Below are 25,658 nucleotides of genomic sequence, written 5' to 3' on the forward strand. Positions count from 1 at the left end.
GCGTGCTCGAGCTCCCGCGACGCGACCCGCTCCGACACCCCCAACGCGACCGCGAAGTCCGCCCGGATGGACCGCTCCACCAGATCCGTCGTCTCACTGCGCGACAGACCCCGAGCGAACGCCTCCGGCCACGCGAGCACCGCCCGATACCCGGCGTACAGCTCCTCAGCGGCCGCCAGCAGCACCGGCGCAGCGGAGCGCGCGAGCTCGGCCGCGCGGTCGCCGTGCGCGCGCACCTGCGTGAGCGCCGCCTCCGCCATGCCGATCTCTGTCATACACGTATTGAACCAGCGACCACCGACACCGGAGCCGCCAGGACACCCGCGCCGGACACAGCGGGCCCGATCCGCCCCTGGGGAGGAGGCACGCCGCAATCCGAGCAGTACCCAGCCCGCGCCGCCGCTGGCAACCCCCTTCAACGCGCCCCGCCGCGAGTCGCACGCTGGTGACCACGCCGACAGGAGTACCGCATGCGCGCAATGGCCTACAGGGGCCCCTACAAGATCCGGGTCGAGGAGAAGGACAGGCCCCGCATCGAGCACCCGAACGACGCGATCGTCCGCGTCGTCCTGGCCTCGATCTGCGGCTCCGACCTGCACCTCTACCACGGCCTCCTCCCCGACACGAGGATCGGGCACACCTTCGGCCACGAGTTCATCGGCGTGGTCGACGAGATCGGCCCCTCGGTGCAGAACCTGCGCGTCGGCGACCGCGTGATGGTGCCCTTCACCATCTACTGCGGCTCGTGCTGGTTCTGCTCGAGAGGCCTCTACTCCAACTGCCACAACGTGAACCCCAACGCGACGGCGGTCGGCGGCATCTACGGCTACTCCCACACCGCGGGCGGCTACGACGGCGGCCAGGCCGAGTTCGTGCGCGTGCCCTTCGCCGACGTCGGGCCGAGCGTGATCCCCGAGTGGCTGCCCGACGAGGACGCCCTGATGCTCACCGACGCCTTCTCGACCGGCTACTTCGGCGCCCAGCTCGGCGACATCGCCGAGGGCGACACGGTCGTCGTGCTCGGCGCCGGTCCGGTCGGTCTGGCCGCTGCCCGCTCCTCCTGGCTGATGGGCGCCGGCCGCGTGATCGTCGTCGACCAGCTGCAGTACCGCCTCGCCAAGGCCCGCGACTTCGCCTACGCCGAGACGATCGACTTCTCGGAGCAGGACGATCTCGTGGTCCGTCTCAAGAAGGAGACCGGCGGTCTCGGCGCCGATGTCGTCATCGACGCGGTCGGCGCGGAGGCGGACGGGAACGTCCTCCAGCACCTCACCGGCGCGAAGCTCAAGCTGCAGGGCGGATCGCCGGTCGCCCTCAACTGGGCCATCGACTCGGTGCGCAAGGGCGGAACGGTCTCGGTCATGGGCGCCTACGGTCCCGTGCCGAGCGCGGTGAAGTTCGGCGACGCGGTCAACAAGGGCCTCACTCTGCGGATGAACCAGGCCCCGGTCAAGCGGCAGTGGCCGCGACTGCTCGAGCACATCAGGGCCGGCCACCTCAGGCCCAGCGACATGATCACCCACCGCATCCCGCTCGAGCACATCGCCGAGGGGTACCACATGTTCTCGTCCAAGCTCGACGGGTGCATCAAGACCGTCGTCGTCCCGTAGGAGCCACCGTGCCGTACACCGCAGACACTCCCGTCCCGCCGCCCACGAGCGAGTCCCTGCGCGCTAGGATCCCCGGCTGGGGAGCCGATCTCGACCACGCCGACCGGCCCGCCTTCCCCCGCGAGAGCTTCGACCTCCCTCCGTCGGGCGCCCACTGGGCGAAGCCGTCGCCGATGGATCCCGCGGGCTACCGCGAGCGGAGCATCGAGCACCTCGAGCTGCCCCCGGTCTTCGGCACGGCGCAGCCCCTGCACGGAGTCTCGGGGGCGATCCGGCGCTTCGCCTACGAGCGCTTCAGCGAGGGCCGGAGCGTGCACTGGCTGCTGCTGATCCTCGGCGACCGGGTCGACGCGACGGGCGCGCATCTGCGCTCGCTCGCCACGCTCCGGCCCGATGACCCGGTCACCGAGACGGGAGTGCTCTCGGAGGCGCGGCGCCACCCGATCGCGTCGCGCCGCGGCCGCTCCGACGTGCGGCACCAGGCGCTCGATCCACTGATCGTGGCGGGTCCCTGGGTGCTGTCGGCGATCGGAGTCGTGCTCGGCGGGCGGGCGCTGCTGCGCCGGCTGCGCTGACGCCGGGAGCCTGCTGGTCGAGTAGCCGCGCAGCACCGCACCCTCGGCCCCGCCCTCAGCGGCTCGCCGGCGCGCTCCCCGCCGTCGGCGTCGTCGTCGTGTCGACCGACGCGGTGAGCGCGACGACGTAGCCCGACTCGACGTCGCCGCTCATCGTCGCGAGCTGAAGGGCCCCGCCGTCGTCGCCGAACACGTTGTCGGAGTCGAGACTCACCTGCGCGAGGTTCTGCGTCGAGCCGTCGTAGGCGTCGAGCGCGTACACGGCGGCGCACGCCTCCTCCTGCAGCGCGACCTGCGACGTCGCGATCGCGTTCGTCGAGTCGGTGATCGAGTCGATGCCGGGGTAGACCTCGAAGTGGATGTGCGGCCACCGCCCCGAGTAGCAGGCCGGGAACACGGAGGTGAAGGTCACGGTGCCGTCCGCATCGGCCACCTGCACGCCCCGGAGGTAGGTCTCGTCCTCGATCCCGCTCGAGTACATCGAGTAGCTGCCGTCGGCATCGCAGTGCCAGACGTAGACGGCGGCGTCGGCGAAGGGGGCGCCTCCGTTCGCGGCGTCGAGGATCGTCAGGCTCAGCGTCATCGCGACTCCGGCCGCGGTCGCCCCGCCGCCGATGCTCGAGCGGAGGTCGCTGCGGATGATCCCCGCGTTCTCGAGCACGTCGACTCCGTTCGACCCGTCGCCCGGGTAGGGGCCGGCGGTCTCGTCGGGGATCTCCGAGACGGCGGCGGGGGCGGACGCGGACGCAGTGGCGGTGGCCGACGCCGTCGCGGTCGGCCCGGCGGTCGCTGCCGTCCCCCCGACGGTCGAGCACGCGGCGAGCCCGACCGAGGCGGCGCCGACTCCGATCAGCGAGAGCACCCGCCGCCGCGAGAACAGCGTCGCGACATCGAAGAGGAGCCCCTGGTCGACGACCTCGTCGTCGGGGCGGTCGAGGCGGCGCCCCTCGTAGGCGAGTCCGCTCGGGGTGCGCTGGGGCTCGGGAATGCGGGTCATCGTGGTGCTCCTCTGTCGGCTCTGGTCTGTTCTGCCTCCCAGGCTGACCAGCGCCGCTGTGCGGATCCGATGAGCTTCCGATGAGCCGCTGCTCAGGATGCCCGCTGGTCAGGGTGCCCGCTGCTCAGGCCGCCCCCTGCTCAGGGCGCCCCGAAGCCCGCCGCCTCGAGGACCGCCCGACCCTCCGCCGACTCGACGTACGCCGCGAATGCCCGCGCCGCCTCCGGATCGGCCGACCCGGTGAGCGGCGCGATCGGGTAGGTGTTGACGGCCGCCGCCGCCTCGGGAGTCGGGACGCCCTCGACGGCGTCTCCCGCCGCGAGCACGTCGGTGACGTAGACGAGCCCCGCGTCGGCCTCTCCCGACCGCACCTTGCCCAGCACATCGGTGACCGACGACTCCTCGCTGACGGGCGCGAGCTGCACCCCTGCCGCGGCGGTCACCGCCGCCGTCGCCGCGCCGCACGGCACCTGGGGTGCGCAGACGACGGTCGCCACGCCCTCCCGCGCGAGATCGGCGAGGGAGGCGACGCCCGCCGGGTTCCCGGGTGGCACGACGATCTCGAGCACGTTCGTGGCGAACGCGACGGGCTCGGCGGCGGTGAGTCCCGCCTCCGTCACTCGCGCCATCGTCGTGGTGTCGGCCGAGGCGAAGACGTCGGCCGGCGCGCCGTTCTCGATCTGGGTCGCCAGGTCGGAGGAGCCGGCGAAGGACAGCTCGACGCTCGTCCCCGGATGCGCGGCCTCGTAGTCGTCGGCGATCTCGGTGAAGACGCTCGTGAGGGAGGCGGCGGCGAACACGGTCACGGTCGTCGACTCCGATCCCGGCTCGGCCTGCGCGCAGCCCGCGAGCGCGAGCAGGGCGGCGGAGGCGGCGATCACCTCGACCGTGCGGCGACTGGTCACGTCACCTCCCCGCTCGATGTCCTTCCGCAGCTGCGGGTGCCATCCGACTCTAGCTCCGCTCCTGCGGATCCGAATTCCCCCCGAGCGTCGGTCGGTATCGTGGCCCCGGGAGTCCAGCTCCGCGCTCCCGTCCCGCCCGTGCTCGACCTGTACGCACCACCCACCCGTATCGAGGGAGATCACCGTGACCCAGGGACGCCTCCGCGTCGTCGCCGCCACCCCGATCAGCGACGAGCTGATCGCGCGAGTGGTCGAGCTCGAGCCTCGGATCGACTTCGTCGCCGACCAGAGCCTCCTCCCGCCGATGCGGCACCCGGGCGACCACCAGGGCGACCCCGACTTCGAGCGGACCGCCGAGCAGCAGGCCGCGTTCGAAGAGCTGATCGACTCGGCCGACGTCCTCTACGGCGTCCCCGACGAGAAGCCGGCGGCACTCGCTCGCGCCGTCGCCGCGAACCCCTCGCTGCGCTGGGTCCAGACGATGCCCGCCGGTGGAGGCGCGCAGGTGAAGGCCGCCGCGCTCTCACCCGAGCAGCTCGAGCGCGTCGCGTTCTCGACGTCGGCCGGGGTCCACTCCGAGCCGCTCGCCGAGTTCTCGATCTTCGGCCTCTTCGCGGGCGCGAAGTCGCTGCCCCGCCTCCAGGAGCTGCAGCGCGACCACGTCTGGGGCAGGAGGTGGACGATGGGGCTGCTCTCGGAGCAGACGATCCTCGTCGTCGGCCTCGGCACCATCGGCCGCGCGACGGCCCGCAAGCTCTCGCAGCTCGGCGCCCGCGTCATCGGCACGAGTCGCCACGAGGAGTCGGTCGAGCACGTGGACGAGATCGTGGCGCCCTCGGCGATCGCCGACGTGGCCGACCGCATCGACGGAGTCGTCGTCACCCTCCCCGGGACCAGCGCGACCGAGAAGCTCGTCGGCTCCGACTTCTTCGAGGCGCTGCGCCCGGGTGCGACGCTCGTCAGCGTCGGCCGCGGCACCGTGATCGACGAGGAGGCGCTGCTCGACGCGCTCGACGACGGGAGGGTCGGCTTCGCGGCGCTCGACGTGGTCGCGCAGGAGCCGCTCGCCCAGGACAGCCCGCTCTGGTCGCACTCGAGCGTGCTGATCAGCCCGCACACGGCCGCGCTCAACTCCGCCGAGGACCGCCTGATCGCCGAGCTCTTCGCGCGGAACGCCACCCGGTTCCTCGACGGCGAGCCGCTCGTCAACCGCGTGGACACCGTCGAGTTCTACTGAGCCCTGCCCGGATCCCTTCGGTGGATCGGGCTCCGGGAGCCCCGCAGAGCCATCTGACTCCCGGTTCTGCGCCGCTCGGAGCCCCGGACGGCCTACCGTTGCAGTATGGCGACCACCGATACACCTTCTTCCGCCCCCGAGAGCGACACCGCTCCGGAGGCAGCGACCACTCCCGAGGCCGATTCCGCCCCCTCGCAGACCTTCTCCGACCTCGGCCTGAGCGACCCCGTGCTCAAGGCGCTCAAGGAGGTCGGCTACGAGACCCCCTCGGCGATCCAGGCCGCGACGATCCCCTCCCTCCTCTCCGGCCGCGACGTCCTCGGCGTCGCGCAGACCGGAACCGGCAAGACCGCCGCGTTCGCGCTGCCGATCCTGTCGCGCCTCGACCTCTCGCAGAAGACCCCGCAGGCTCTCGTCCTCGCGCCCACGCGCGAGCTCGCGCTGCAGGTCTGCGAGGCGTTCGAGCGCTACGCGTCGGGCCTGCGCGGCGTCCACGTGCTCCCCGTCTACGGCGGCCAGGGCTACGGCACGCAGCTCTCCGCTCTCCGCCGCGGCGTCCACGTCGTCGTCGGCACGCCCGGCCGCATCATGGACCACCTCGAGAAGGGAACGCTCGACCTCTCGCAGCTCAAGTTCCTGGTGCTCGACGAGGCCGACGAGATGCTCAAGATGGGCTTCGCGGAGGATGTCGAGACGATCCTCGCCGACACCCCGATCGAGAAGCAGATCGCGCTGTTCTCGGCGACGATGCCCGCTCAGATCCGCCGCATCTCGGGCAAGTACCTCAAGGAGCCCGAGGAGATCACGGTCAAGAACAAGACCACGACCTCCGTCAACACCACCCAGCGCTACCTGATGGTGTCCTACCCGCAGAAGGTCGACGCCCTCACCCGCATCCTCGAGGTCGAGAACTTCGAGGGCATGATCGTGTTCGTCCGCACCAAGAGCGAGACGGAGTCGCTGGCCGAGAAGCTGCGCGCCCGCGGCTACACCGCCGCCGCGATCAGCGGAGACGTGCAGCAGGCACAGCGCGAGCGCACGGTCGAGCAGCTGAAGTCGGGCAAGCTCGACATCCTCGTGGCGACCGACGTGGCCGCCCGCGGTCTCGACGTCGAGCGGATCAGCCACGTCGTCAACTACGACATCCCGATCGACACGGAGTCGTACGTGCACCGCATCGGCCGGACGGGCCGTGCCGGGCGCAGCGGCGCGGCGATCAGCTTCGTCACGCCGCGCGAGCGCCGCCTCCTCGTCGCGATCGAGAAGGCGACCCGCCAGCCCCTCACCGAGATGCGGATGCCGAGCGTCGAGGACGTCAACGTCACCCGCCTCTCGCGCTTCGACGACGCGATCACGGAGGCGCTCGCCGACCGCGAGCGGCTCGACCGGTTCCGCGACATCATCGGCCACTACGTCGAGCACCACGACGTGGTCGAGTCGGATGTCGCCGCCGCACTGGCGATCGTCGCGCAGGGCGAGGAGCCGCTGCTGCTCTCGCCCGACGACCCGCGCTTCGCCCGCCGCGAGCGGGAGGAGCGCACCGACGGCCGCGCCGACCGCGACGGCGGCGACCGGGGCGAGCGTCCCGAGCGGCGTCAGCGCCCGTCGAACAGCAACCTCGCGTCGTACCGCATCGAGGTGGGCCGCCGCCAGCGCGTGGAGCCCCGCCAGATCGTGGGTGCGCTCGCGAACGAGGGCGGCCTCAATCGCGGCGACTTCGGGCACATCGACATCCGACCGGACTTCTCGATCGTCGAGCTGCCGGCCGATCTGCCGCAGGAGGTGCTCGACCGCCTCGCCGACACGCGCATCAGCGGTCAGCTGATCGAGCTGAAGCCCGACCGCCGGCCGAGCCGTGCCGGTGCCGACCGCGGGGGACGCCCGGGCGGCCCCTCGCGCTCGACGGAGCGGCCGGCGCGCAAGCCGCGCTACTGACACTCCCGCCGGGCTGACGCTCCCGCCGGGCTGACGCTCCCGCCGGGAGTCTCAGCCCGCGAGGGCCCGCGCGTCGGCCTCGGCGGCCTCGTGGCGCGCGAGCTTCTTCGCGATCGAGTCGCGCTCGGCGCGCAGCGACGCGATCGTCGGCTGGTCCAGACGCGGATCGGCGATGTCGGCGAAGGGGCTCGCGGTGCCGGTCCGGGCGGCCACGAGCGCGGAGTACGACGTCGCCGCGGCGCGGAGATCGGCCGCCGCTCGCTCGACCTTGCGCTGACTCGACTCCTTGTCGGTGACGAGAGCGGCGTGCTTGCTGAGGGCCGCTACCAGGGCGCGGTGGGCTGCGTCAATCTTCTTGCTCATGGGCGCATTATGTCGCACGATCGCCTCGAGAGGCGAGTTCCCGAGCGGGGCACGGAACCGGGGCGCGGACGCCCGGGGAGGGTCACGCCCCGCGGGCGACAGCGGTCGACTCGGAGCGGCGGGCGGCGCTCGTCGAGACCGCGTCGAGCACGCGCTGCACGTCGAGCGCGTCGGCGAACGTGGGCGCCGCGGCCGCTCCTCCGGCGATGGCCTCGACGAGATCGACCACCTGGTGCGTGAAGAGGTGCTCGTAGCCGATGCCGTGACCGGTCGGCCACCACGCCGACATGTAGGGGTGCGACGGCTCGGTGACCTGGATGCGTCGGAAGCCCTGCGAGTCCTCCGCGTCGCGCCCGTCGTAGTACTCGAGCTCGTTCATCCGCTCGAAGTCGAAGGCGATCGACCCGGTCTCGCCGTTGATCTCGATGCGGTTCGCGTTGCGGCGGCCGGTGGCGACGCGGGTGGCCTCGAAGACGCCCAGCGCCCCCGAGTCGAAGGAGGCGGTGAAGGCCGCCGCGTCGTCGACCGTCACCGGGCCGCGCGGTGCATCCGCCCCGGCGCGGCCGCCCAGGCCCACCTGCTCGGTCAGCACCGGGCGCTCCGTCGTGAAGGTCCGCAGCTGCGCCGAGACCGAGGTGATCCGCTGGCCGGTCAGCCACTGCGCCGTGTCGATGCTGTGGGCGCCGATGTCGCCGAGAGCGCCCGACCCGGCCTTCGCGGCGTCGAGGCGCCAGGTCAGCGGCGCCTCGGAGTCGCTCAGCCAGTCCTGCAGGTACTGGGCGCGCACGTGGCGGATCGCGCCGAGCCGACCCTCCTCGACGAAGCGGCGGGCGAGGGCGAGGGCCGGCGTGCGGCGGTAGCTGAAGCCGCACATCGCGACCCGGTCGGAGGCTGCGGCCGCGGCGGCCATCCGCTCCGCCTCCTCGACGGAGTTGGCCAGTGGCTTCTCGCAGAGCACGTGCTTGCCGGCCTCGAGCGCGGCGATCGCGATCTCGGCGTGGGTGTCACCCGGGGTGCAGATGTCGACGAGGTCGATGTCGTCGCGCTGGACGACCGCGCGCCAGTCGGTCGACGCCTCGCTCCAGCCCAGCGTCGCCGCCCGCTCGCGGGTCGTCTCGGGATTGCTCCCGACGAGCACCGCCAGCTCGGGCTGCAGCGGCAGCGGGAAGAAGCGGGGCGCGGTGCGCCAGGCGTGGGAGTGGGTACGGCCCATGAAGGCGGTCCCCACCAGCGCGACACGCAGTGCTCGGTCGTTCGACATCCTCGTCCTCTCGTCGGCGGATCGACCCTGCCACGAGTCGGCGCCCGGGCGCCAGCGCCGTCTGCCGTACCGAGAGGGCGCCCAGAGGTCACGTTTCGGTGTCGGGCGGCTCGCTTCCCGCCGCCTCGAACGGGTCGCCGACCGGACTCGATGTCCCGACCACCGGCCGCGGATCCGCGCATCCGCGCCGGATCGGCGGGGCTCCGGCTGCTGCGGCCGCCCCGATTCGTCCGGTCCGCATGCTGGAGAGGACCCCGCAGGACCTTCGAGTCGACTCAGAATTTCGCTGGACCGGCAACTAATCCGGCGGTAGCTTCGAGCACATGGTCACTGTGGACCCCGGCAGTCCTGCTGCCCGCCCCTCCTCCCGAGTCGACGACGCGCCACCGGAACTGCTTCTGCAGATGCGGGGGATCGTCAAGGTCTTCCCGGGAGCCCGCGCTCTGGACGGCGTCGATCTCGACGTGCGACCGGGCGAGGTGCACTGCCTGCTCGGCCAGAACGGCGCGGGCAAGTCGACCCTGATCAAGATCCTCGCCGGCGCTCATCAGCCCACAGAGGGCGAGATCCTCGTCGACGGCCGCGTCGTCACGGTGCCCACGCCGGTCGCGGCGCTCTCGCTCGGGATAGCGACCATGTACCAGGAGCTCGACGTGGTCGACGGCCTCTCCGTCGCCGAGAACATCTTCCTCGGGCACGAGCTGTCGCGCGGCGGATTCACAGCTCGCGGGCACGCGTCCCGCGTCACCCGGGAGCTGATGAAGCGCCTGGGTCATCCCGAGATCTCCCCGAATCGCGAGGTCGGCAGCCTCTCGGCCGCGGGCAAGCAGATCGTGCAGATGGCTCGCGCGCTCTCGCACGACGCCCGGGTCATCATCATGGACGAGCCCTCCGCGGTGCTCGACTCGGAGGAGGTCGACAACCTCTTCCACGTGGTCCGGCAGCTGACGGAGTCGGGCGTCGCCATCGTCTACATCTCGCACCGGCTCGAGGAGATCCGCGCCATCGGCGACCGGATCACCGTGATCAAGGACGGCGCGACGGTCGGCAAGAACCTCCCCGTCGCCGAGACGTCCACCCAGGCGCTGATCACCCTGATGACCGGCCGTGCCGTCGAGTACGTCTTCCCCGCTCGTCCCGTGCCGGCCGACGACGCCGAGACGCTGCTGAGCGTCGAGGGCCTCGGGCTCCGCGGGTCCTTCGCCGACGTCTCCCTCGAGATCCGCGCCGGTGAGGTGGTCGGCCTGGCGGGACTGGTCGGGTCGGGCCGCTCCGAGATCCTCGAGACGATCTACGGCGCGCGGCGCGCCACCTCCGGACGGGTCAGCGTGGCCGGCACGGCCCTCCGTGCCGGATCGGTGACCGCCGCCGTCGACGCGGGGATCGGGCTGTGCCCGGAGGAGCGCAAGAGCCAGGGGCTCCTGCTCGACGAGCCGGTCTACCGCAACATCACCCTCTCGACCTTCGCGCGCTTCGCGAAGCGCGGCTTCCTCGACGAGCGCGCGGAGCGGGAGGAGGCGCAGCGGCAGGCGGTCGCGCTCGACCTGCGACCGCACGGAGTCGACCGCGACGCCCGCACCCTCTCCGGCGGCAATCAGCAGAAGGCGCTCCTGGCCCGCTGGCTCGTCCGCGGCTGCCGGGTGCTGCTGCTGGACGAGCCGACCCGCGGGGTGGACGTCGGGGCGCGAGCCGAGATCTACGCCCTGATCAGGGATCTGGCGACCAGCGGCGCCGCCGTCCTCGTCGTCTCGAGCGAGATCGGCGAGGTCCTCGGGCTCTCGGACCGGGTCCTCGTCATCTCCGACGGCACGGTGGTCCACGAGGGACCCTCCGATTCGATCGACGAGCACGGCGTGCTCGATCTCGTCATGGAAGGAAGCGCAGCGTGAGCGGTCAGTTCTCGACGTCGACGATCGGCGGCCCGCCGGAGGACGCGCCGGTCTCCGCGTCCACCGTCTCCCCGGGTCCGAAGGACCCGCGACGGGGCGGCCGGATGCTCCAGGGATCGATGGGGCGCAACGTCGGCCTCGTGGTCGCCCTCGTCATCCTGTGCATCGTCGGATTCGCGACCGCCGGGGAGAGGTTCGCGAGCGTCGACAACGTGCTCACGATCCTCCGACTGGCAGCGGTCATCGGCGTGCTCAGCATCGGCATGACCTTCGTGATCACGGCGGGAGGCATCGACCTCTCGGTCGGCTCGGTGATGGGGCTCGCCACGGTCTGGGCCAGCACCGTGTCGACGCAGTACTACGCGGCGAACACCTCCTGGCTCGTCATCGTGCTGACCGCGGTGGTGGTCGGCCTGGTCTGCGGGCTGATCAACGGGGCGCTGATCGCCTACGGCCGGGTCGTCGCATTCATGGCGACGCTCGCGATGCTGGTCGCCGCCCGCGGGTTCGCCGAGCTGATCTCGAACCGTCAGACGCAGATCGTCACGGTCACGCCGTTCCTCGACTTCTTCCGGGCCGACGTGCTCGGGATCCCCGTGCTGGTGCTCATCTTCGTGGTCGTCGCCGTCGCCGGGTGGATCCTGCTGAACCGCACCACGTTCGGGCGGCGCACCATCGCGGTCGGCGGGAACCCGGAGGCGGCACGCCTCGCCGGCATCAAGGTCCGCCGGCACACCATGTACATCTACGGGCTCGCCGGGCTCACCGCGGGCATCGCCGCAGTGATGATGCTCGCACGCACCACGGCGGGGACCTCCACCCACGGCCAGCTCTACGAGCTCGACGCCATCGCGGCGGTCGTGGTCGGCGGCACCCTCCTCGCCGGAGGCCGCGGCACGATCGTCGGCACCGTCTTCGGCGTCCTCATCTTCACCACCCTCACCAACGTCTTCACGCAGAACAACATGTCGACCTCGGCGCAGGCCGTGGCGAAGGGCGCCATCATCGTCGCCGCCGTCCTGCTGCAGCAGCGATTCGCCGCTCGCAGCAGATCCTGAGCGGGGCCGCCCGGTCCCGCCCCACCACAGCACTCGAACCACAGCACCCGCACCACCCGCCGGGCCCCCGTGCCCGACGGGTCCGCATGGACGAATCGAAGGAGATCAATTCCATGTCGCTCACCCGCTCCGCCTCCCGCTCCCGAGTCGACCGCCTCGCGCGGCTCGGCACGGCCGGCTTCGCCGCCGGCGCCGTCGCGCTGATGCTCACCGGCTGCATCTCGAACGCACCGATCGAATCGGACGACGCAGGCGGCACGACCGCCGCCGTCGCCTCCTCCGACAACGACGCCTCCGGCGACCCCGTCGTCATCGGCTTCACCGCCCCGGCCGCCGACCACGGCTGGATGGCAGCGGTCAGCCGCGCCGCCATCGCCGAGGCCGAGAAGTACGACGACGTCGAGCTCCGCACCGCGGAGGGCACGAACGACGTCAACCTGCAGATCAGCCAGGTCGAGACCTTCATCAACGACGGAGTCGACGCGATCGTGCTGCTCCCCATCGATGGGGCCGCCCTCACCGAGGTCGCCACCCAGGCGATGGACGCGGGGATCACGGTGATCAACGTCGACCGCGAGTTCTCGAGTCCCTTCGCCGCGCGGGCGACGGTGCTCGGCGACAACTACGGCATGGGCGTGAGCGCCGGCACCTACATCTGCGAGGCGCTGGCCGACACGCCGGACGCGGTCGTCGCCGAGATCGCGGGCATCGACTCCCTCCCGCTGACGCAGGACAGGAGCCAGGGCTTCGCGGACGCGCTCGGGGGCTGCGGGCTGAACGTCGACAACCGCGTCGCGGCCGACTTCACGGTGCAGGGCGGGGAGCAGGCCGCGGCCAACCTCCTCCAGGCGGCACCTCAGATCGACGCGATCTGGAATCACGACGACGACCAGGGCGTCGGGGTCCTCGCGGCGATCGACAGCGCGGGCCGGGACGAGTTCATCCTCGTCGGCGGCGCGGGGTCGGCCAACGTCATGCGCTCGATCGAGGCCGACGACTCGGTCGTCAAGGCGACCGTCGTCTACCCGTCGACCCAGGCGGCGGACGGCATCAAGCTGGCCCGACTCGTCGAGCAGAACAAGTCGATGAGCGACACCACGTCGCTCGGCGTGCCCCGTCAGATCCAGCTCTACGCGCCGGTCGTGACCAAGGACAACGTCGCCGAGTACCTCCCCTCGGCGTTCGAGTCCTGATCGCAGGCGCGGCCGGCCGGTGCCTTCTCGTCACCGGCCGGCCGCGCTCTCACTCCACCGCGGCGCGTCGAGGAGCGGGCACCCGCCGCGTCAGCTGCCCGATCGACCACTCGATCGGACCCGTGCCTCCGAAGCGCCACCACAGCACCCCCGCCGCCCAGACCCCGCCGACCAGCAGGACGAGGGCCCACGGCTCGTCGGCCCCCGAGCGGTATCCCGCGCGAGCCATCGCGGCGACGACCGCGACCTGCAGCACGTACACCGACAGGGCGAGCGACCCGACGGCACGGAACGCGAGCAGCGCGGTGCCGATCGCCGAGCTCGCCGGTCGCCTCCTGACGGCTGCGAGCAGCACGACCGCCACGTACGCGGCCAGCACGAGCCCGAGATCGTGCAGGGTGTCGGGGTAGCTGCCCGAGACGTTCTCGCCGCCGGTCGCCTGCCGCAGCAGCGGCCGCGCCAGGTAGGCGATCGGCGCCGTCACCGCGAGCGCGGCCAGGAGGCGGTCGCGCCGGAATCCGTGCCGCAGCAGCAGAGCACCGAGGAGGAAGAAGGGGAGCAGGCTGGTCACCCGGTAGTGCGGGTCGAGGAAGAACCAGCGCAGCACAGAGCCGAGCGGTGAGGGCGAGGAGGCGAGCACCGGATCGACGGCGGCGGCGACCGCGGCGTTGAGCGGGGCACCCGCGACGGCGATCAGCGCCGCAGCCGCGGCGACCGCACGGGAGCGGAGCAGGAGGATCGGCGTGCCGATCGCGAGCACGATGCCCAGGAACGACAGCACCACGGCGATCCAGCTGCCCCAGGTGCTCAGCCACAGACCGAGGGCGATCAGGATCGCGCCCCGGAGCAGGTTCTGCAGGACGACCCGTCCGGCGGACGCCCCAGGACGCTGCAGCACCAGCGCGGCCGACATGCCCATCACCAGCGCGAACAGCGGCGACGCCAGGTCGTTGACGTTCCCGGTCGCGAAGCCGACCCCTCCGGTCCGCACGCTCGGCACCAGCGGCATCGCGTGGGCGACGAGCATGGCCACGATCGCGACACCGCGCAGCGCGTCGGGGACGACCTGGCGATCGGCCTGGAGCCGGGGTGCGGGAGGCGCGGCGGTCGCGGTCATGCGGCGAGGCTACGGCGACGCGGCTCCGGCGACTCCGCGCGCGCCCCCGACGCGGGCGGCTCGCGCCACTGCGGCGCCCGGTGGGGGCATGCTGGAGGGATGACCGACGCCACCGCCCCCCAGACTCCGCGCCCCGCCGAGCGGCGCCCGCGCAGCCGGCAGCACGTGCTCACCGTGCTGCAGACCCAGCGCCTGACCGAGCACCTCGTGCGGGTGCACCTCGGCGGCGACGGCTTCGACGCCTTCGTGGCGGAGGCGGGCCCGGCGAGGCTCGCGGCCACCGACCGCTACGTGAAGCTCCTGCTCGCGCGGCCGGGCGCGGGCCTCGAGCCGCCGTTCGACCTCGACGAACTGCGCGGACGCCTCGCACCGGAGGACCTGCCCGTGCGCAGGACCTACACGGTGCGCTCGGTCGACCTCGACGCGCGGAGCCTGGCCGTCGACTTCGTCGTCCACGGCGACGAGGGTGTCGCCGGGCCCTGGGCCGCCTCGGCGCAGCCCGGCGACCGCGTGGCGATGTCGGCACCCGGAGGGGCCTGGGCGCCCAGTGCCGATCCGTCCGTCACCCAGGTGCTGATCGGCGACGAGTCGGCGCTCCCCGCGATCGCGTCGGCACTCGAGGCGATGCCCGCCTCCGCCCGCGGTGTCGCGCTGCTCGAGGTGGGCGGCGCCGACGACGAGCTGCCGCTGACGGCCCCGGCAGGCGTCGAGATCCGCTGGCTGCACCGCGGCGGGCTGGAGCCCGGCCGCGCACTCACGGCGGCCGTCCGCGCCGAGACCCGTCCGGACAAGGTCGTCGAGGTCTTCGCGCACGGCGAACGGACCGCGATGAAGGGGATCCGCGCGATCCTGCAGGACGGCTGGGGCCTCGAGCGCCGGTCGCTCTCGCTGTCGGCCTACTGGGCGCTGGGCCGGGCCGAGGACCGGTTCCAGGCCGAGAAGCGCGAGCCGGTGGGCGCGATCTTCGTCGACTGACCTGTCGTCGGGACCCTGCTGATCGAGCAGCCCGCGGAGCGGGCGTCTCGAGACCCGCCTGTCATCGGACGGTGGGTCTCGATACGCCCCCGCGGGGCTGCTCGATCAGCAGGAGGCGGATCAGACTCGCTTCACTGTGATCGTCGCGCTCGTCGCCGAGTTGCCCGCCGCGTCGACCGCCTTCGCGGTCACCGGGTAGGTGCCCTTGACGAAGGTCGAGGTGTTGATCGAGAAGAGCCAGGTGCCGTCGGCAGCGCGTCCGGCGTCACCGATCTTCGTCGTGCCGACCCAGTAGCTGACCCCGGTGACCGCCACGTTGTCGGAGGCGGTGGTCACGAAGGTCACGGTCCCCGAGACGGAGGTCCCCGAGGCCGGCGAGACGATCGCGACCGTCGGCGGCGTGCGGTCACCCGGGGTGGGTGTCGCCGTCGGAGTCGCGGTGGGCGTCGCCGTCGGTGTGGCCGTGGGGGTCGCGGTCGGTGTGGCCGTGGGCGTCGCGGTCGGTGTGGCCGTGGGCGTCGCGGTCGGCGTGGCCGTCGGGGTCGCGGTCGGCGTGGCCGTCGGGGTCGCGGTCGGCGTCGCCGTCGGGGTCGGAGTCGCCGTCGCTCCGCCGACCTGGTCCGCACCGGCGGTGCGGCTGCCCATCGTCTGCCCGTCGATGTCGGTCCTGGCGGGACTGGTCGAGCCCCAGCCGGCGATGACCGCCTGGCTCGAGTCGGTCAGGTGGAGATCGCCGGTCGTCTCGTTCACGTAGGACGGCGTGCCCTGCACGTTGCCCTGCGTGTTGAGCAGCGACGGGGTCTTGCAGAGCTTCGTGTTCCAGTTCTGGACGATCGTGTTCGACATCGGGCTGGTGCACGACGAGAGGTAGCTGACGATGTTGCGGTCGAAGACCGTGTTCGCCGCCCCGCCGACCCGCAGCGACCCGTCGAGGAACGAGTTGTTGCGGATCAGGAGGTTCTTCGCCGTCTTCTCCGTGAAGTCGCCGACCGATCCGCCGCGGCAGTCGGCCGAGACGACGATGCAGCCCTGGACGAAGTTGGACTCGACCGTGATGTCGCTCATCCCCTTGCCGGAACCGGGCGAGAAGATGATCCCCGCGTTGTAGCAGTTCTTGAGCGTGTTGCCGCGGAGCGTGACTCCGGTGCTCTCGAAGACCTGCACGCAGTCGGCGTGGAGTCCGTTGTCGGTGTTCTGGTCGTAGTCGTGCACGTCGTTGTTCTCGATCAGCGCGTTGCTGGCGCCGCCGACCTGGATGCCGTCGATCGAGGACCCGTTCTCGAACTCGGAGTCGCGGACGACGACGTTCGCGCTGCGCACGAAGATGCCGGAGCCGTCGATGTGCATGCGGTTGACGGTGATCCCCGAGCCGTAGGTGTAGAAGGTGCTCTTCGAGAAGATGTCGTTCCACACCGTGTTCGGCGTGTAGACCTTGGTCGAGCCGAGCACCGGCGAGGCGCCCGGTGCGGGCTGGACGGTGACGGGGGCGGCGACGGTCGCCCTGCCTCCCGTGAGGGACACCACGGGGTAGGTGCCGGAGGTGAGCAGGACGGTGTCTCCGGCCGCCGCGCTCTGCACCGCGGTGGTCAGGGCGCAGGGGGCGGCCGAGGTGCAGGCCGTTCCGGTGCCGTTCGGGGAGGCGTAGCGGTTCGCCGCCGCGAAGCTGGGGGCCGCCGTGAAGAAGGCGGCGATCACCACCAGCAGGGCGGCGAGAGTCGCGCTGAGCGTTCGAGTCATGGGCGTGCGGTCCAATCGGGGAAGGTGTGAGCGGGGACTCGTGGTGGGGAAAGGGGGGACGAGGGGGCGGCCGAGCCGCCGAGGTGGGGCCGGTGCCCGCGAGGCGAGGCGGGCGTCCGGCGGGCGACTCCGTACACTGGGCGCGGCGGGAGCGTCTCCGGCGGCCGAGCACGACCGATCCACATGCCGCCGAGCCCTCGTCTGCACGATCCGTCGCGGCGACCGGCCGCGGCGGGCAGGGACGAGAACGGCTCCGATGCGGGGCCGAGGACGGTGTCGCAGTGAGCGGAACGGTGTCGCGAGTTCGGACGATCCTCGGAGGGCTGCGTCGGCGCACCGCCCCGATCCTGAAGAGCCCCGCGGTGCTCTCGTTCGGCGCCCGCGCGGTCTTCGTCGACGCCCCCCGGCTCCGCGGCGCTCGCCGCTCCGGCGGAACGTCGGGTCGCGCGATCCTGATCGCCCCTCCCGGCGCCGGCAACATCGGCGACGCGGCGCTGGTCGGCGCCTTCCTCGAGAACGTCGGCGGTCCGATCACCGTGATCACGCGCTACCCGGGCGACATCCGCATCCCCGCCGAGCAGGCCGACCGCGTCGAGATCGTCTCGCTGGGAACCCTGCTCTACGGAGGTCTCCCGAGCTTCGTGCGCGACCTGCGCCGCTTCAGGGCGATGCTGCCCGGCGCGGCGTCGGTCTCGATCGTCGGCGCCGATATCATGGACGGCGCCTACAACTTCCGAGCGTCGACGAGCCGGGCCGTCGTCGCCCGCAGCGCCGCGGCGGCCGGAGTCGACACCCGGGTGCTCGGCTTCAGCTGGAACGGCAAGGCGCATCCGGCCGCTCTCGCGCAGCTCCGCGAGGCGGACCGTGCGGGGACGACCCTCTACCTCCGCGATCCGCTGTCGGTCGAGCGCGCCCGTCGGGACGGCCTCGACGCGAAGGCCTCCGCCGACATCGTCTTCTCGGCCCGCTCGGTCGATCCCGAGCGGGCGAGCACCGAGCTCGCGACGGTCGACACCGACGGAGGCGTCGCGATCGTCAACGTCTCGGGTCTCATCGACACCGATCAGACCGGGGCCTACGTCGAGATCATCGGCGGTCTGCGCGCGCGCGGCTTCGCTGTCGTCCTGCTCCCGCACGTGATCAAGCACGGACCCGACGACCTCGCGGCGTGCCGCAAGGTGTTCGCGGCCCTGCCGGACACGTCGGGCGTCGTCTTCATCGAGGACGTCCTCACTCCGGCCCAGGTGCGCGGCTTCACAGAACGCGCGACCGTCACGGTCACCGGCCGGATGCACCTGGCGATCATGTCGCTGATGAAGGGCGTGCCCGCGATCACCCTCGCCACGCAGGGGAAGGTCGAGGGCCTGATGGCCATGTTCGAGCTGCCCTACCTCTGCGTCGAGCCCGGCGCGGGTCTCGCCGGCCGGGTCGGCGAGGCGCTGGAGCGCGTGCTGTCGGATCGTGACGCCGTCTCCGCGGCCATCCTCGCGAAGCTGCCCGCCGTGCAGGAGCTGAGCGCCGCCAACTTCGAAGGCCTGCCGCGCGCCTGAGAGGTCCGCTCGGTGCTTCGCTGGGGTCGGCGGCACGGGGCGTCCTTCCGGGCGTCGAGGTCGGAGGGGCGACCGTTCGCTACCGCGGCACTGCGGGGTGACGATCGCCTGGGCAGGATCCGGAGGAGTCTCCGGCGCTCTTGCAGTGACCCTATGGGCGAGGTTCGAGCGCTCGTCACCGATGAGGATTCCTCCGAATCGGCGTGCCTCCTCCGGGGACGGGGCGCCTCCCGGACGCGCCGTCCGGCCCTGACCGGGGCGTCTCGGGCTCGCAGAACCGCGTCCGGCTCGCCGGCTCGCAGGGCTCCTGCGAGCCGAGCGCGATCCGTCGAGCCGGAGGAGATCCCCGGGGCGCCGCGGGGTCAGACCAGGCGGTGCCCGCTGAAGCGGTCGACCGGTGATTCCCGTCGCATCGCGCGCTCGTACATCCGGCGGAACGGCTCGGTCAGCACGCCGTTGGTGCGATCGAGCGAGTCGTGCCGGGCGACGATCTCGCCGAGCTGCTCCTTCAGATCCGCTCGGAGCGCCGCCTCGTCGACCGTCGTCGACTCCCCGCCGGCGACGACGATCCGCCCGGCCACGATCACCGTGTCGATCGACGAGCCGTTCTCGGAGTAGACGAGCTGGTTCTCGAGACGCTGCCGCGGAGTGAAGTTCAGCGTCTCGAGGTCGAAGAGCACGAGGTCGGCCTGCTTGCCGACCTCGATGCTCCCGGTGACGGTGTCGAGCACGGCGCTGCGCGCGCCTCCGATGGTCCCCGCGGTGAGCACCTCGGCCACGGTCGGCCAGGTCGAGAGGTCGGGGTCGGTCACTTTGTGCAGCAGCGCGGCGGCCTTGACCACGTCGAGCATCCTCGGGGAGTCGCTGCTCGAGCAGCCGTCGGTGCCGAGCCCGAGGTTCACGCCGGCGTCGTGCAGCGCCCGCCAGGGCGCGATGCCCGAGCCGAGCTTGAGGTTCGAGATCGGGTTGTGCGAGATCGAGGTCCCGGCGGCCGCGACCAGCGCCATGTCGGAGTCGGTCAGCCAGATCCCGTGGGCGAACGTGGTGTTCGTCGAGAGGGCCCCGACCCGCTCCATGTACTCGACCAGGGTCGAGCCGTAGAACTCCTCGCCGGTCACGAGCTGGGTCTTCGTCTCGAGCACGTGGATGTGGCACTCCGCGTCGTGCTCGAGCGCGAGCTCGGTGGCTCCGGTGAGCAGCTCGGGTCCGCAGCGCTGGGGGGCGGAGGGGGCCACCATGTAGCGCAGCCGCCCGCCCCCGCGCCCGTGCTGGGTGGCGAACGCCTCGCGGCTGAACGCCAGGTACCCCTCCGTCGTCGGCCGCGCGGCCGAGCGCACCGAGTCGAGGATCTCGGCGGGCAGGTACTCCTCGACGAACGGCATCGTCTCGTAGAACGGCTTGCTGATCACGTGCCCCGAGATGTTGGCCCGCACGCCGATCTCGTCGTAGGCGTCGAACACCGCCGCGAGCTGCTCCGCGTCCTGGTCGGGGTTCTCGAGCACGTCGTCGACGAGGGTCGTGACGCCCGCCTTGAGCGACTCGAGGGCGAACAGCGACGAGCGCAGGCGCACGAGATCCGGAGCGACGCGGCTGTCGCCGAGGATCGGGTACGAGAGCAGCATCCACAGCTCGAGCGGCAGATTGTCGTAGCGGCCCTTGAAGAGGTACTCCCACGAGTGCGTGTGGGCGTTCACGAAGCCGGGGGTGACCAGGCGGTCACGGCCGTCGATCACCTCGTCGCCGGGCTCGGGGAGGAGGCCGGGGCCGATCGCCGTGATGACGTCGTCGACGATCCGGATGCTCGCCGTGATCGGGACGGCGCCCGAGACCGGGTCCATGGTGATGACGGAGGCGTCGGTGATGAGGAGGGGCATGGCGGTTCCGTTCGTGGTGCTGAGGGGAGGGGCTGCAGTCAGCTGCGGAGGGACTCGGGCTGCGCGACGGGCTCGGCCGCCTCCCGCCGCTCGACCCAGGCGACGGCGTCGCGGCGCCCGAGGAGGAGGTAGGCGACTCCGGCAGAGACGCCGCCTGCCAGCCACGACACGTCGATGCCGCCGAGCGCCGTCGCCGCCGGTCCCTGCAGCGCGGGGACCGAGCCGTTCATGAAGAGCCAGGTGAGGGTCGCACCGATCGCGAACGACAGAAGCGCGCGCCAGCGGACGTCCGGCAGCAGGGGCGAGCCGACCGGGGCGAAGAGGTGCCCGAACGAGCGGACCCGCGGCTCGAACACCGTGTAGTGCACGAGCACGATCGCGCCCCACGGGGCGACCCAGCCGACCAGGCCGACCAGCCAGGCGTCGAGGGTGGTCGCGAGATCGTCCTGGAAGACGAAGAACACCGAGGCGATGAAGGCCAGCACGCCGACGATGAGGCTCAGCGTGCGGCGACCGAGCCGGATGTCGAGCGCCTGCGTCGCCATGCCGAACGAGTAGATGTTGAGCACGTTCGTCGCGATCGGCCCGTGCACCACGAGCAGCAGCACCGGGATCGCCAGGGCGCCGAAGTTCTCGACGATCAGCTGGCCCGGGTCGACCGAGCCGTTCGTGGTCGCGAGGGTCGCGCCGAGCACCCCCAGCCAGACGACGGGGATGAACTGGCCGAGGACGCTCGCGAAGTAGAGCTTCCGCTTCGAGGAGCGGGGGCTGACGAACCGGGAGTAGTCGCCGGCGTAGGCGAGCCAGGTGAGGCCCCAGCCGATGCCGATCGCGGTCATGACGATCGACATGGCGGCGAGGCGGTCGCCTCCGGTGAGGGCGCCCTCGGCGGGGCCGGCGTAGGACCAGTCGATGTCGAGGAAGAACCAGGCGACGATCGACATCAGCGCGAGCACCAGGAGGGTCGGCGGCACGGTCCAGCGCTCGAACGCCGCGATGGCGCGGTAGCCGAGGAACGAGATCGCGACCTGGATCGCCATGATCACGGCGGCGACGGCGATCTTCCAGCCGACGTTCGCCTCCTCCGGGTCGACGAGCCCGACGGAGCCGAGCAGTGCGATCACGAGATCGAGGACGATCCAGGTGTTGATCGCGCACCAGCCGATCACGACCACCGCCTGGACGGCGGCGGGCGCGTAGTTGCCGCGTCTGCCGAAGACGGAGCGGCCGATCAGCATGCCGGTCGCCCCGGTGCGCTGCCCGAGCAGGACGAAGAAGCCGAAGACGGCCATGCCGACGACGTTGCCGAGGACGAGGACGGTGACGGTGTCCCAGAGGCCGAGGCCCATGTTCACACCGAGGGCGCCGAGCACCCAGTTGATGGGGGCGATGTTGGCGCCGGCCCAGATCCAGAACTGGCCGTCGAGGCGGGCGGTGCGGCGGGAGTCGGGGAGGGGGCTGAGGGCGTCCTCGGTGTCGCTGGCGGTGCCGTGCAGGGCGTCGGTGCTCATGGCGGTTCCTCTCGGGGCGTGAGGTGGAGCTGGGGTGGGTCCACTCTCGTTCCGGGCCGTTTCCAGCGGCGCGCGGCCGTGTAAATTCGCCGTGACGCGAGAGGACGTTCTGTATGGCCTACCTGCTCTCCGATGCCCTCCGCGATCCGCTCCTCGCCGCCGCGGAACCCGTGCTGGTCGGCGGCGGACCGGGTGCCGACCGCGCCCTCATCCGCTGGGCGCACGCGAGCGAGCAGCTCGACGTGGCGCCGCTGCTCCTCGGCGGCGAGCTGCTCCTGATGGAGGGTGTCCACCTCTCGCTCGACCAGGACGCGGAGGAGTGCCGCCGGTACGTCGCGTCCCTCGTCGACTCCGGGGTCGGTGCCCTGGCCGTCGAGCTCTCGCTGCGCCTCCCGCGTCTTCCGTCGCCGCTGCTCGCCGCGGCCGACGAGCTCGGCCTCGCGGTGCTGACCCTCTCGCGCCGCGTGCCCTTCGTCCAGGTCTGCGAGAGCGTCAACACCCGGCTGACCGAGCAGAAGTTCCGGAGTCTGCGGATGGCCGACAGAATGTCCGGTCTGCTGAGCGAGGCGGCGGCCGCCGACGCCGGGATCGACGAGCTGATGAGGGTCGTCTCGACCGCGACGGGCGCCTCCGCGACGCTCGTCTCCCTGACCGGCGAGGAGCTCGCACGCGCGGCTCCCGGCCGCGGGATCGACACCGCACGGACGGCGGGCTCCTCCTCGGGCGTCCTCCGGGCGGGAGACTCGCTCCTCGGCACGCTCTACCTGCGGGCGCACGAGGACGCCGATCTCCACTCGGTCGCCGTCGCCCTCGACCGCGCCCCTGACGTGCTGGCGATCGCGCTGCTGCGCCACCGGCCGCCGTCGGTGCCGGAGCGCTTGACGGCCCAGCTCTTCGCGGTCCTCACGGCCGACGAGTCGCGGTCGGATCCGGCGATCGAGCTGCAGGTCGAGGCCCTCCTCGGGCGCCTGGGCGCGGGAACGCGCGGCCGCTACCTCGGGCTCTGGGCCGACGTCGACCACGACGACCGGTTGCTGCGCGCGCTCCGCGACACCGTCGCCGCCGCCGGCGCCGATCCGGCGCCCGTGCTCGGCGTGGTCGGCGCCGAGGTGCTGGCGCTGCTCCCGTTCGCCGATGCGGCGGCGATGGAGGCGGGGCGCTCGGCGCTCCTCGACGGTGCGGCGCACCTGATGAGATCCCGGCTCTCGAGCGGCGGCGGGCTGATCTGCGTGGGCAGCGGCCTCGGCGATCAGGGCCGGGTGCAGAGAGAGCTGGCGGAGGTGCGGGGGGTGCGCGACTGGGCGCCCGCCGGCGTCGGCGTGGTCGACTCCCGGCACCACCGCCTGGAGCGGTTCGCGAGCACACTGCGCGACGACGCCGAGGCCGACGACTTCGTCGAGGAGGTGCTCGGCCCGCTGCTCGCGCACCGCTCGGAGCTGCTGACGACCCTCGAGACGTTCGCCTCGCTCTGGGGATCCAAGACTGCCACGGCCGCCGCGCTCGGAGTCGGCCGGCAGACCCTTTACGACCGGCTCGCGCGTATCCAGAGCCTCATCGGCCCGCTCGACGCGTCCCCCGCTCGGACCCGGGTCATCACGACCGCCGTCTTCCTGCACCGCGCCCGCGCGAGCCTGCCCGCGGGGCCGGCGGCCCCCCGCCGCGCGTTCCCCCCGCTCGCGGACCGCTGACCGGCGGCATCCCCCGCGGCGGCCGGAGCGGGTCAGTCCTCGTCGGAGGAGGTGATCTCGGTGTCGGTCTCGTCGGCGCGGGCGCGCAGGGCGTCGGCCATCGCGCCGGCTCCCTCGTCGCCGTGGTCGTTGTCGACCTGCTCGATGAGGCCGCTCAGCTTCTCGTCGTTGCTCGCGTCTCCCGCTCCGTCCATGACGGGCTGGTTCTGCTCGGTGTCGCTCATGGTGACCCTCTCTCGGGCGGCCGATGGTCGGCCGCACCGCTCCGACGCTACGGCCCGGACCGCGCGAGCGCCGGTCCTTGACGCGGTGGCCCCCGGCGTGACCGCAGGGGGCGTGAGCGCGGAGGCCGTGAGCGCAGGGGCTGTGAGCGCCGAACGGCCCGGCCCCCTCCGCGAGGAGGGTGCCGGGCCGTCTGCGATCGGGTCGTGCTACCTCAGCGTGATCGTCACCGGGGCGCTGATGGTGACATTGCCGGCCGCATCGGTCGCCCGGGCGGTCAGCGGGAAGGTCCCGCGCATCCCCTGGGTGTTCGTGGTCAGCGACCACGTCGACTCCGACATCTTCGTCCCGTTGCCGACCTTGAGGCTGCCGACGTAGAAGGTGACACCGGTCACGGCCACATCGTCGGTCGCCTCGGCGGTGGCCGTCGTGACGCCGCTCACCACGATGCCCGAGGCGGGCGCGGTGATGGAGACGGCAGGAGCGGTAGTGTCCACGACCGGCGGCTCGGGCTGACCGGGCTCGCTGGGCTCCTCGGGCTCGCTCGGCGTCTCAGGATCCTCCGGCACCGGTGTCGTCGCGGTCGGAGTCGGGACGGGAGTGGTGGACGTCGGCGTCGGGGTGGGCGTCGCCGTCGGGGTCGGAGTCTCGGTCGGGGTCGGCGTCGCCGTCGGCGTCGTGCCTCCCGTGGCCGTGACCGAGTCGGCCCCTGCGATGTTCGAGGCGAACCGCTGACCGTCGATGTCGATGGCGGCGGGCGAGGTCGAGCCCCATCCCGAGATGACGGCGTCGGATCCGACCGCGAGGTGGAGGTCGGCGGTCGCGAGCGACACGAACTGCGGGGTGCCCTGGACGTTGCCCTGGGTGTTCAGCAGCACCGGCGTCGCGCAGAGGCTGGTGTTCCAGCGCGAGACGATCGTGTTCGACATCGGGCTGTCGCACGCCGACAGGTAGCTGACGATGTTGCGGTCGAAGACGGTGTTCGCCGCTCCGCCCACGCGCAGCGACCCGTTGACGAAGGTGTTGTTGCGGATGAGCAGGTTGCTCGCCGACGGCTCGCGCAGGTCGGCCGACGACCCTCCGCGGCAGGCCGAGGTGATGACGACGCAGCCCTGGATGAAGTTGGACTCGACCGTGATGTCGCTCATGCCGGAGCCGCTGCCCGGAGAGAGGATCAGGCCGGCGTTGTAGCAGTTGGACACGGTGTTGCCGCGGATGGTGACGCCGGTGCTCTCGAAGACCTGGATGCAGTCGGCGTGGAGTCCGTTGTTGATGTTCTGGTTGTAGTCGCGGACCCGGTTGTTCTCGACGAGCACGTTCGACGCCCCGCCGACCTGGATGCCGTCGATCGACGAGCCGCCCTCGAAGAGCGAGTCGCGGACGACCGCGCCCGCGCTGCGGACGAAGAGGCCGCCCTTGTCGAAGTGCGAGGACTCGACGGTCTGGTTCGCGCCGTAGAGGTAGAAGGTGATGCCGACGGTGATGTCGCTCCACACCACGTTGGCCACGTAGCTCTTCACCCGGTTGAAGAGGGGCGAGGCGCCGGGAGCCGGCGACACGGTGAGCGGCGCCGCGGTGGTCGCCTTGCCGCCCTTGAGCGTGACGTCGGGGTAGGAGCCGGAGGTCAGCAGGATCGCGCTGCCGGCAGGGGCGTTCTGGACGCCGGTCGAGAGCGAGCACGGTGCGCTCTGCGTGCAGGCGCTCCCGGTTCCGCTGGGCGAGACCCAGCGGTCGGCGGTGGCCGCTGTCGCCGCGGGGGCGAAGAACAGGGCCGAGATGACGACTGCGAGCGCGAGGAGGACCGCGCTCAGAGATCGGTGAGGAGGTGCGGAGGTGGGGGTCGCTGTGGTCATGGCGGTGTCTTCCGATCAACTCGTGAGGGCGAGGGGAGTACCCGGGCGGTGTCTCGGCGGGAGCCGTGAGTCGATCGGCGGTCCGGGGTCGCACGGTGGGGTGCGACC

General features: G+C 72.0%; 21 protein-coding genes. 10 read left to right on the top strand and 11 right to left on the bottom strand.

Going from position 1 to position 25,658, the window contains the following annotated elements; all coding sequences use genetic code 11:
• On the bottom strand, positions 1-275 hold a 275-nt coding region (locus B9Y99_RS00005), incomplete at its 3' end, for a hypothetical protein (RefSeq protein WP_129587830.1).
• A gap of 195 nt (positions 276-470) precedes the next feature.
• On the opposite strand from B9Y99_RS00005, the gene B9Y99_RS00010 reads away from it, so the two are divergent.
• On the top strand, positions 471-1,610 hold the full coding sequence (locus B9Y99_RS00010; protein WP_085474583.1) for a zinc-dependent alcohol dehydrogenase: 1,140 nt from the start codon (positions 471-473) through the stop codon (positions 1,608-1,610).
• 8 nt (positions 1,611-1,618) lie between these two features.
• Positions 1,619-2,185: a hypothetical protein gene (locus tag B9Y99_RS00015; protein WP_085474584.1), complete on the top strand. Its 567-nt coding sequence runs from the start codon at positions 1,619-1,621 to the stop codon at positions 2,183-2,185.
• Positions 2,186-2,240: 55 nt separating this feature from the next.
• Here B9Y99_RS00015 and B9Y99_RS00020 read toward each other — a convergent pair whose 3' ends face one another.
• Positions 2,241-3,182: an intradiol ring-cleavage dioxygenase gene (locus tag B9Y99_RS00020; RefSeq protein ID WP_085474585.1), complete on the bottom strand. Its 942-nt coding sequence runs from the start codon at positions 3,180-3,182 to the stop codon at positions 2,241-2,243.
• Between the two features lie 140 nt (positions 3,183-3,322).
• A complete protein-coding gene (gene modA / locus B9Y99_RS00025; protein ID WP_425298469.1) occupies positions 3,323-4,087 on the bottom strand; it encodes a molybdate ABC transporter substrate-binding protein in 765 nt (254 codons plus the stop codon).
• Between the two features lie 184 nt (positions 4,088-4,271).
• Here modA and B9Y99_RS00030 point away from each other — a divergent pair, with 184 nt between their 5' ends.
• A complete protein-coding gene (locus tag B9Y99_RS00030; RefSeq protein ID WP_244274724.1) occupies positions 4,272-5,324 on the top strand; it encodes a D-2-hydroxyacid dehydrogenase in 1,053 nt (350 codons plus the stop codon).
• Positions 5,325-5,429: 105 nt separating this feature from the next.
• Positions 5,430-7,259, top strand: coding sequence for a DEAD/DEAH box helicase (locus B9Y99_RS00035; RefSeq protein WP_085474587.1), 1,830 nt, complete (start codon positions 5,430-5,432; stop codon positions 7,257-7,259).
• A 51-nt stretch (positions 7,260-7,310) separates the two neighbouring features.
• Here the strand turns inward: B9Y99_RS00035 and B9Y99_RS00040 are convergent, their stop codons facing one another.
• Complete coding sequence (locus B9Y99_RS00040; RefSeq protein ID WP_085474588.1) at positions 7,311-7,622, bottom strand: hypothetical protein; 312 nt, start codon at positions 7,620-7,622, stop codon at positions 7,311-7,313.
• 82 nt (positions 7,623-7,704) lie between these two features.
• A complete protein-coding gene (locus B9Y99_RS00045) occupies positions 7,705-8,883 on the bottom strand; it encodes a Gfo/Idh/MocA family protein (RefSeq protein ID WP_085474589.1) in 1,179 nt (392 codons plus the stop codon).
• A 404-nt stretch (positions 8,884-9,287) separates the two neighbouring features.
• Between B9Y99_RS00045 and B9Y99_RS00050 the strand changes: the two genes are divergently transcribed.
• From B9Y99_RS00050 to B9Y99_RS00060, 3 genes are all read left to right on the top strand, one after another.
• Positions 9,288-10,772 (top strand): sugar ABC transporter ATP-binding protein, encoded by a 1,485-nt coding sequence (locus B9Y99_RS00050; protein ID WP_129587942.1) that lies wholly within the window; start codon positions 9,288-9,290, stop codon positions 10,770-10,772.
• Between the two features lie 104 nt (positions 10,773-10,876).
• The gene (locus B9Y99_RS00055) at positions 10,877-11,830 is read left to right on the top strand and encodes an ABC transporter permease (protein ID WP_085476156.1); all 954 of its coding nucleotides are present in this window, start codon (positions 10,877-10,879) and stop codon (positions 11,828-11,830) included.
• A 113-nt stretch (positions 11,831-11,943) separates the two neighbouring features.
• Positions 11,944-13,023 (top strand): substrate-binding domain-containing protein, encoded by a 1,080-nt coding sequence (locus B9Y99_RS00060; RefSeq protein ID WP_085474591.1) that lies wholly within the window; start codon positions 11,944-11,946, stop codon positions 13,021-13,023.
• A gap of 49 nt (positions 13,024-13,072) precedes the next feature.
• On the opposite strand, the gene B9Y99_RS00065 is transcribed toward B9Y99_RS00060, so the two are convergent.
• Positions 13,073-14,140, bottom strand: a complete 1,068-nt coding sequence (locus B9Y99_RS00065) for a heparan-alpha-glucosaminide N-acetyltransferase domain-containing protein (protein WP_085474592.1) — start codon at positions 14,138-14,140, stop codon at positions 13,073-13,075.
• A gap of 99 nt (positions 14,141-14,239) precedes the next feature.
• On the opposite strand from B9Y99_RS00065, the gene B9Y99_RS00070 reads away from it, so the two are divergent.
• On the top strand, positions 14,240-15,115 hold the full coding sequence (locus B9Y99_RS00070) for a siderophore-interacting protein (protein WP_085474593.1): 876 nt from the start codon (positions 14,240-14,242) through the stop codon (positions 15,113-15,115).
• 120 nt (positions 15,116-15,235) lie between these two features.
• On the opposite strand, the gene B9Y99_RS00075 is transcribed toward B9Y99_RS00070, so the two are convergent.
• On the bottom strand, positions 15,236-16,852 hold the full coding sequence (locus B9Y99_RS00075) for an Ig-like domain-containing protein (RefSeq protein WP_085474594.1): 1,617 nt from the start codon (positions 16,850-16,852) through the stop codon (positions 15,236-15,238).
• A gap of 281 nt (positions 16,853-17,133) precedes the next feature.
• Between B9Y99_RS00075 and B9Y99_RS00080 the strand changes: the two genes are divergently transcribed.
• A complete protein-coding gene (locus B9Y99_RS00080) occupies positions 17,134-18,402 on the top strand; it encodes a polysaccharide pyruvyl transferase family protein (protein ID WP_085474595.1) in 1,269 nt (422 codons plus the stop codon).
• A 362-nt stretch (positions 18,403-18,764) separates the two neighbouring features.
• Here the strand turns inward: B9Y99_RS00080 and B9Y99_RS00085 are convergent, their stop codons facing one another.
• Both B9Y99_RS00085 and B9Y99_RS00090 read right to left on the bottom strand, forming a co-directional pair.
• A complete protein-coding gene (locus B9Y99_RS00085; RefSeq protein ID WP_085474596.1) occupies positions 18,765-20,276 on the bottom strand; it encodes an amidohydrolase family protein in 1,512 nt (503 codons plus the stop codon).
• 38 nt (positions 20,277-20,314) lie between these two features.
• Entirely contained in the window at positions 20,315-21,787 is a 1,473-nt protein-coding gene (locus B9Y99_RS00090; RefSeq protein ID WP_085474597.1) for a purine-cytosine permease family protein, read from the bottom strand.
• A 113-nt stretch (positions 21,788-21,900) separates the two neighbouring features.
• Between B9Y99_RS00090 and B9Y99_RS00095 the strand changes: the two genes are divergently transcribed.
• Entirely contained in the window at positions 21,901-23,475 is a 1,575-nt protein-coding gene (locus B9Y99_RS00095) for a PucR family transcriptional regulator (RefSeq protein ID WP_085474598.1), read from the top strand.
• A gap of 32 nt (positions 23,476-23,507) precedes the next feature.
• Here the strand turns inward: B9Y99_RS00095 and B9Y99_RS00100 are convergent, their stop codons facing one another.
• A complete protein-coding gene (locus B9Y99_RS00100; RefSeq protein WP_085474599.1) occupies positions 23,508-23,699 on the bottom strand; it encodes a hypothetical protein in 192 nt (63 codons plus the stop codon).
• Positions 23,700-23,906: 207 nt separating this feature from the next.
• Entirely contained in the window at positions 23,907-25,550 is a 1,644-nt protein-coding gene (locus tag B9Y99_RS00105; RefSeq protein ID WP_085474600.1) for a right-handed parallel beta-helix repeat-containing protein, read from the bottom strand.
• Between the last annotated feature and the right edge of the window lie 108 nt (positions 25,551-25,658).

Source organism: Rathayibacter oskolensis (assembly GCF_900177245.1).
GTDB classification, from domain to species: Bacteria; Actinomycetota; Actinomycetes; order Actinomycetales; family Microbacteriaceae; genus Rathayibacter; species Rathayibacter oskolensis.

Coding starts and splice junctions, on each gene's coding strand:
- B9Y99_RS00010 (WP_085474583.1), top strand. CDS start 471: ATGCGCGCAATGGCCTACAGGGGCCCCTACAAGATCCGGGTCGAGGAG.
- B9Y99_RS00020 (WP_085474585.1), bottom strand. CDS start 3,182: ATGACCCGCATTCCCGAGCCCCAGCGCACCCCGAGCGGACTCGCCTAC.
- B9Y99_RS00035 (WP_085474587.1), top strand. CDS start 5,430: ATGGCGACCACCGATACACCTTCTTCCGCCCCCGAGAGCGACACCGCT.
- B9Y99_RS00040 (WP_085474588.1), bottom strand. CDS start 7,622: ATGAGCAAGAAGATTGACGCAGCCCACCGCGCCCTGGTAGCGGCCCTC.
- B9Y99_RS00045 (WP_085474589.1), bottom strand. CDS start 8,883: ATGTCGAACGACCGAGCACTGCGTGTCGCGCTGGTGGGGACCGCCTTC.
- B9Y99_RS00050 (WP_129587942.1), top strand. CDS start 9,288: ATGCGGGGGATCGTCAAGGTCTTCCCGGGAGCCCGCGCTCTGGACGGC.
- B9Y99_RS00055 (WP_085476156.1), top strand. CDS start 10,877: ATGCTCCAGGGATCGATGGGGCGCAACGTCGGCCTCGTGGTCGCCCTC.
- B9Y99_RS00060 (WP_085474591.1), top strand. CDS start 11,944: ATGTCGCTCACCCGCTCCGCCTCCCGCTCCCGAGTCGACCGCCTCGCG.
- B9Y99_RS00065 (WP_085474592.1), bottom strand. CDS start 14,140: ATGACCGCGACCGCCGCGCCTCCCGCACCCCGGCTCCAGGCCGATCGC.
- B9Y99_RS00070 (WP_085474593.1), top strand. CDS start 14,240: ATGACCGACGCCACCGCCCCCCAGACTCCGCGCCCCGCCGAGCGGCGC.
- B9Y99_RS00075 (WP_085474594.1), bottom strand. CDS start 16,852: ATGACTCGAACGCTCAGCGCGACTCTCGCCGCCCTGCTGGTGGTGATC.
- B9Y99_RS00085 (WP_085474596.1), bottom strand. CDS start 20,276: ATGCCCCTCCTCATCACCGACGCCTCCGTCATCACCATGGACCCGGTC.
- B9Y99_RS00090 (WP_085474597.1), bottom strand. CDS start 21,787: ATGAGCACCGACGCCCTGCACGGCACCGCCAGCGACACCGAGGACGCC.
- B9Y99_RS00095 (WP_085474598.1), top strand. CDS start 21,901: ATGGCCTACCTGCTCTCCGATGCCCTCCGCGATCCGCTCCTCGCCGCC.
- B9Y99_RS00100 (WP_085474599.1), bottom strand. CDS start 23,699: ATGAGCGACACCGAGCAGAACCAGCCCGTCATGGACGGAGCGGGAGAC.
- B9Y99_RS00105 (WP_085474600.1), bottom strand. CDS start 25,550: ATGACCACAGCGACCCCCACCTCCGCACCTCCTCACCGATCTCTGAGC.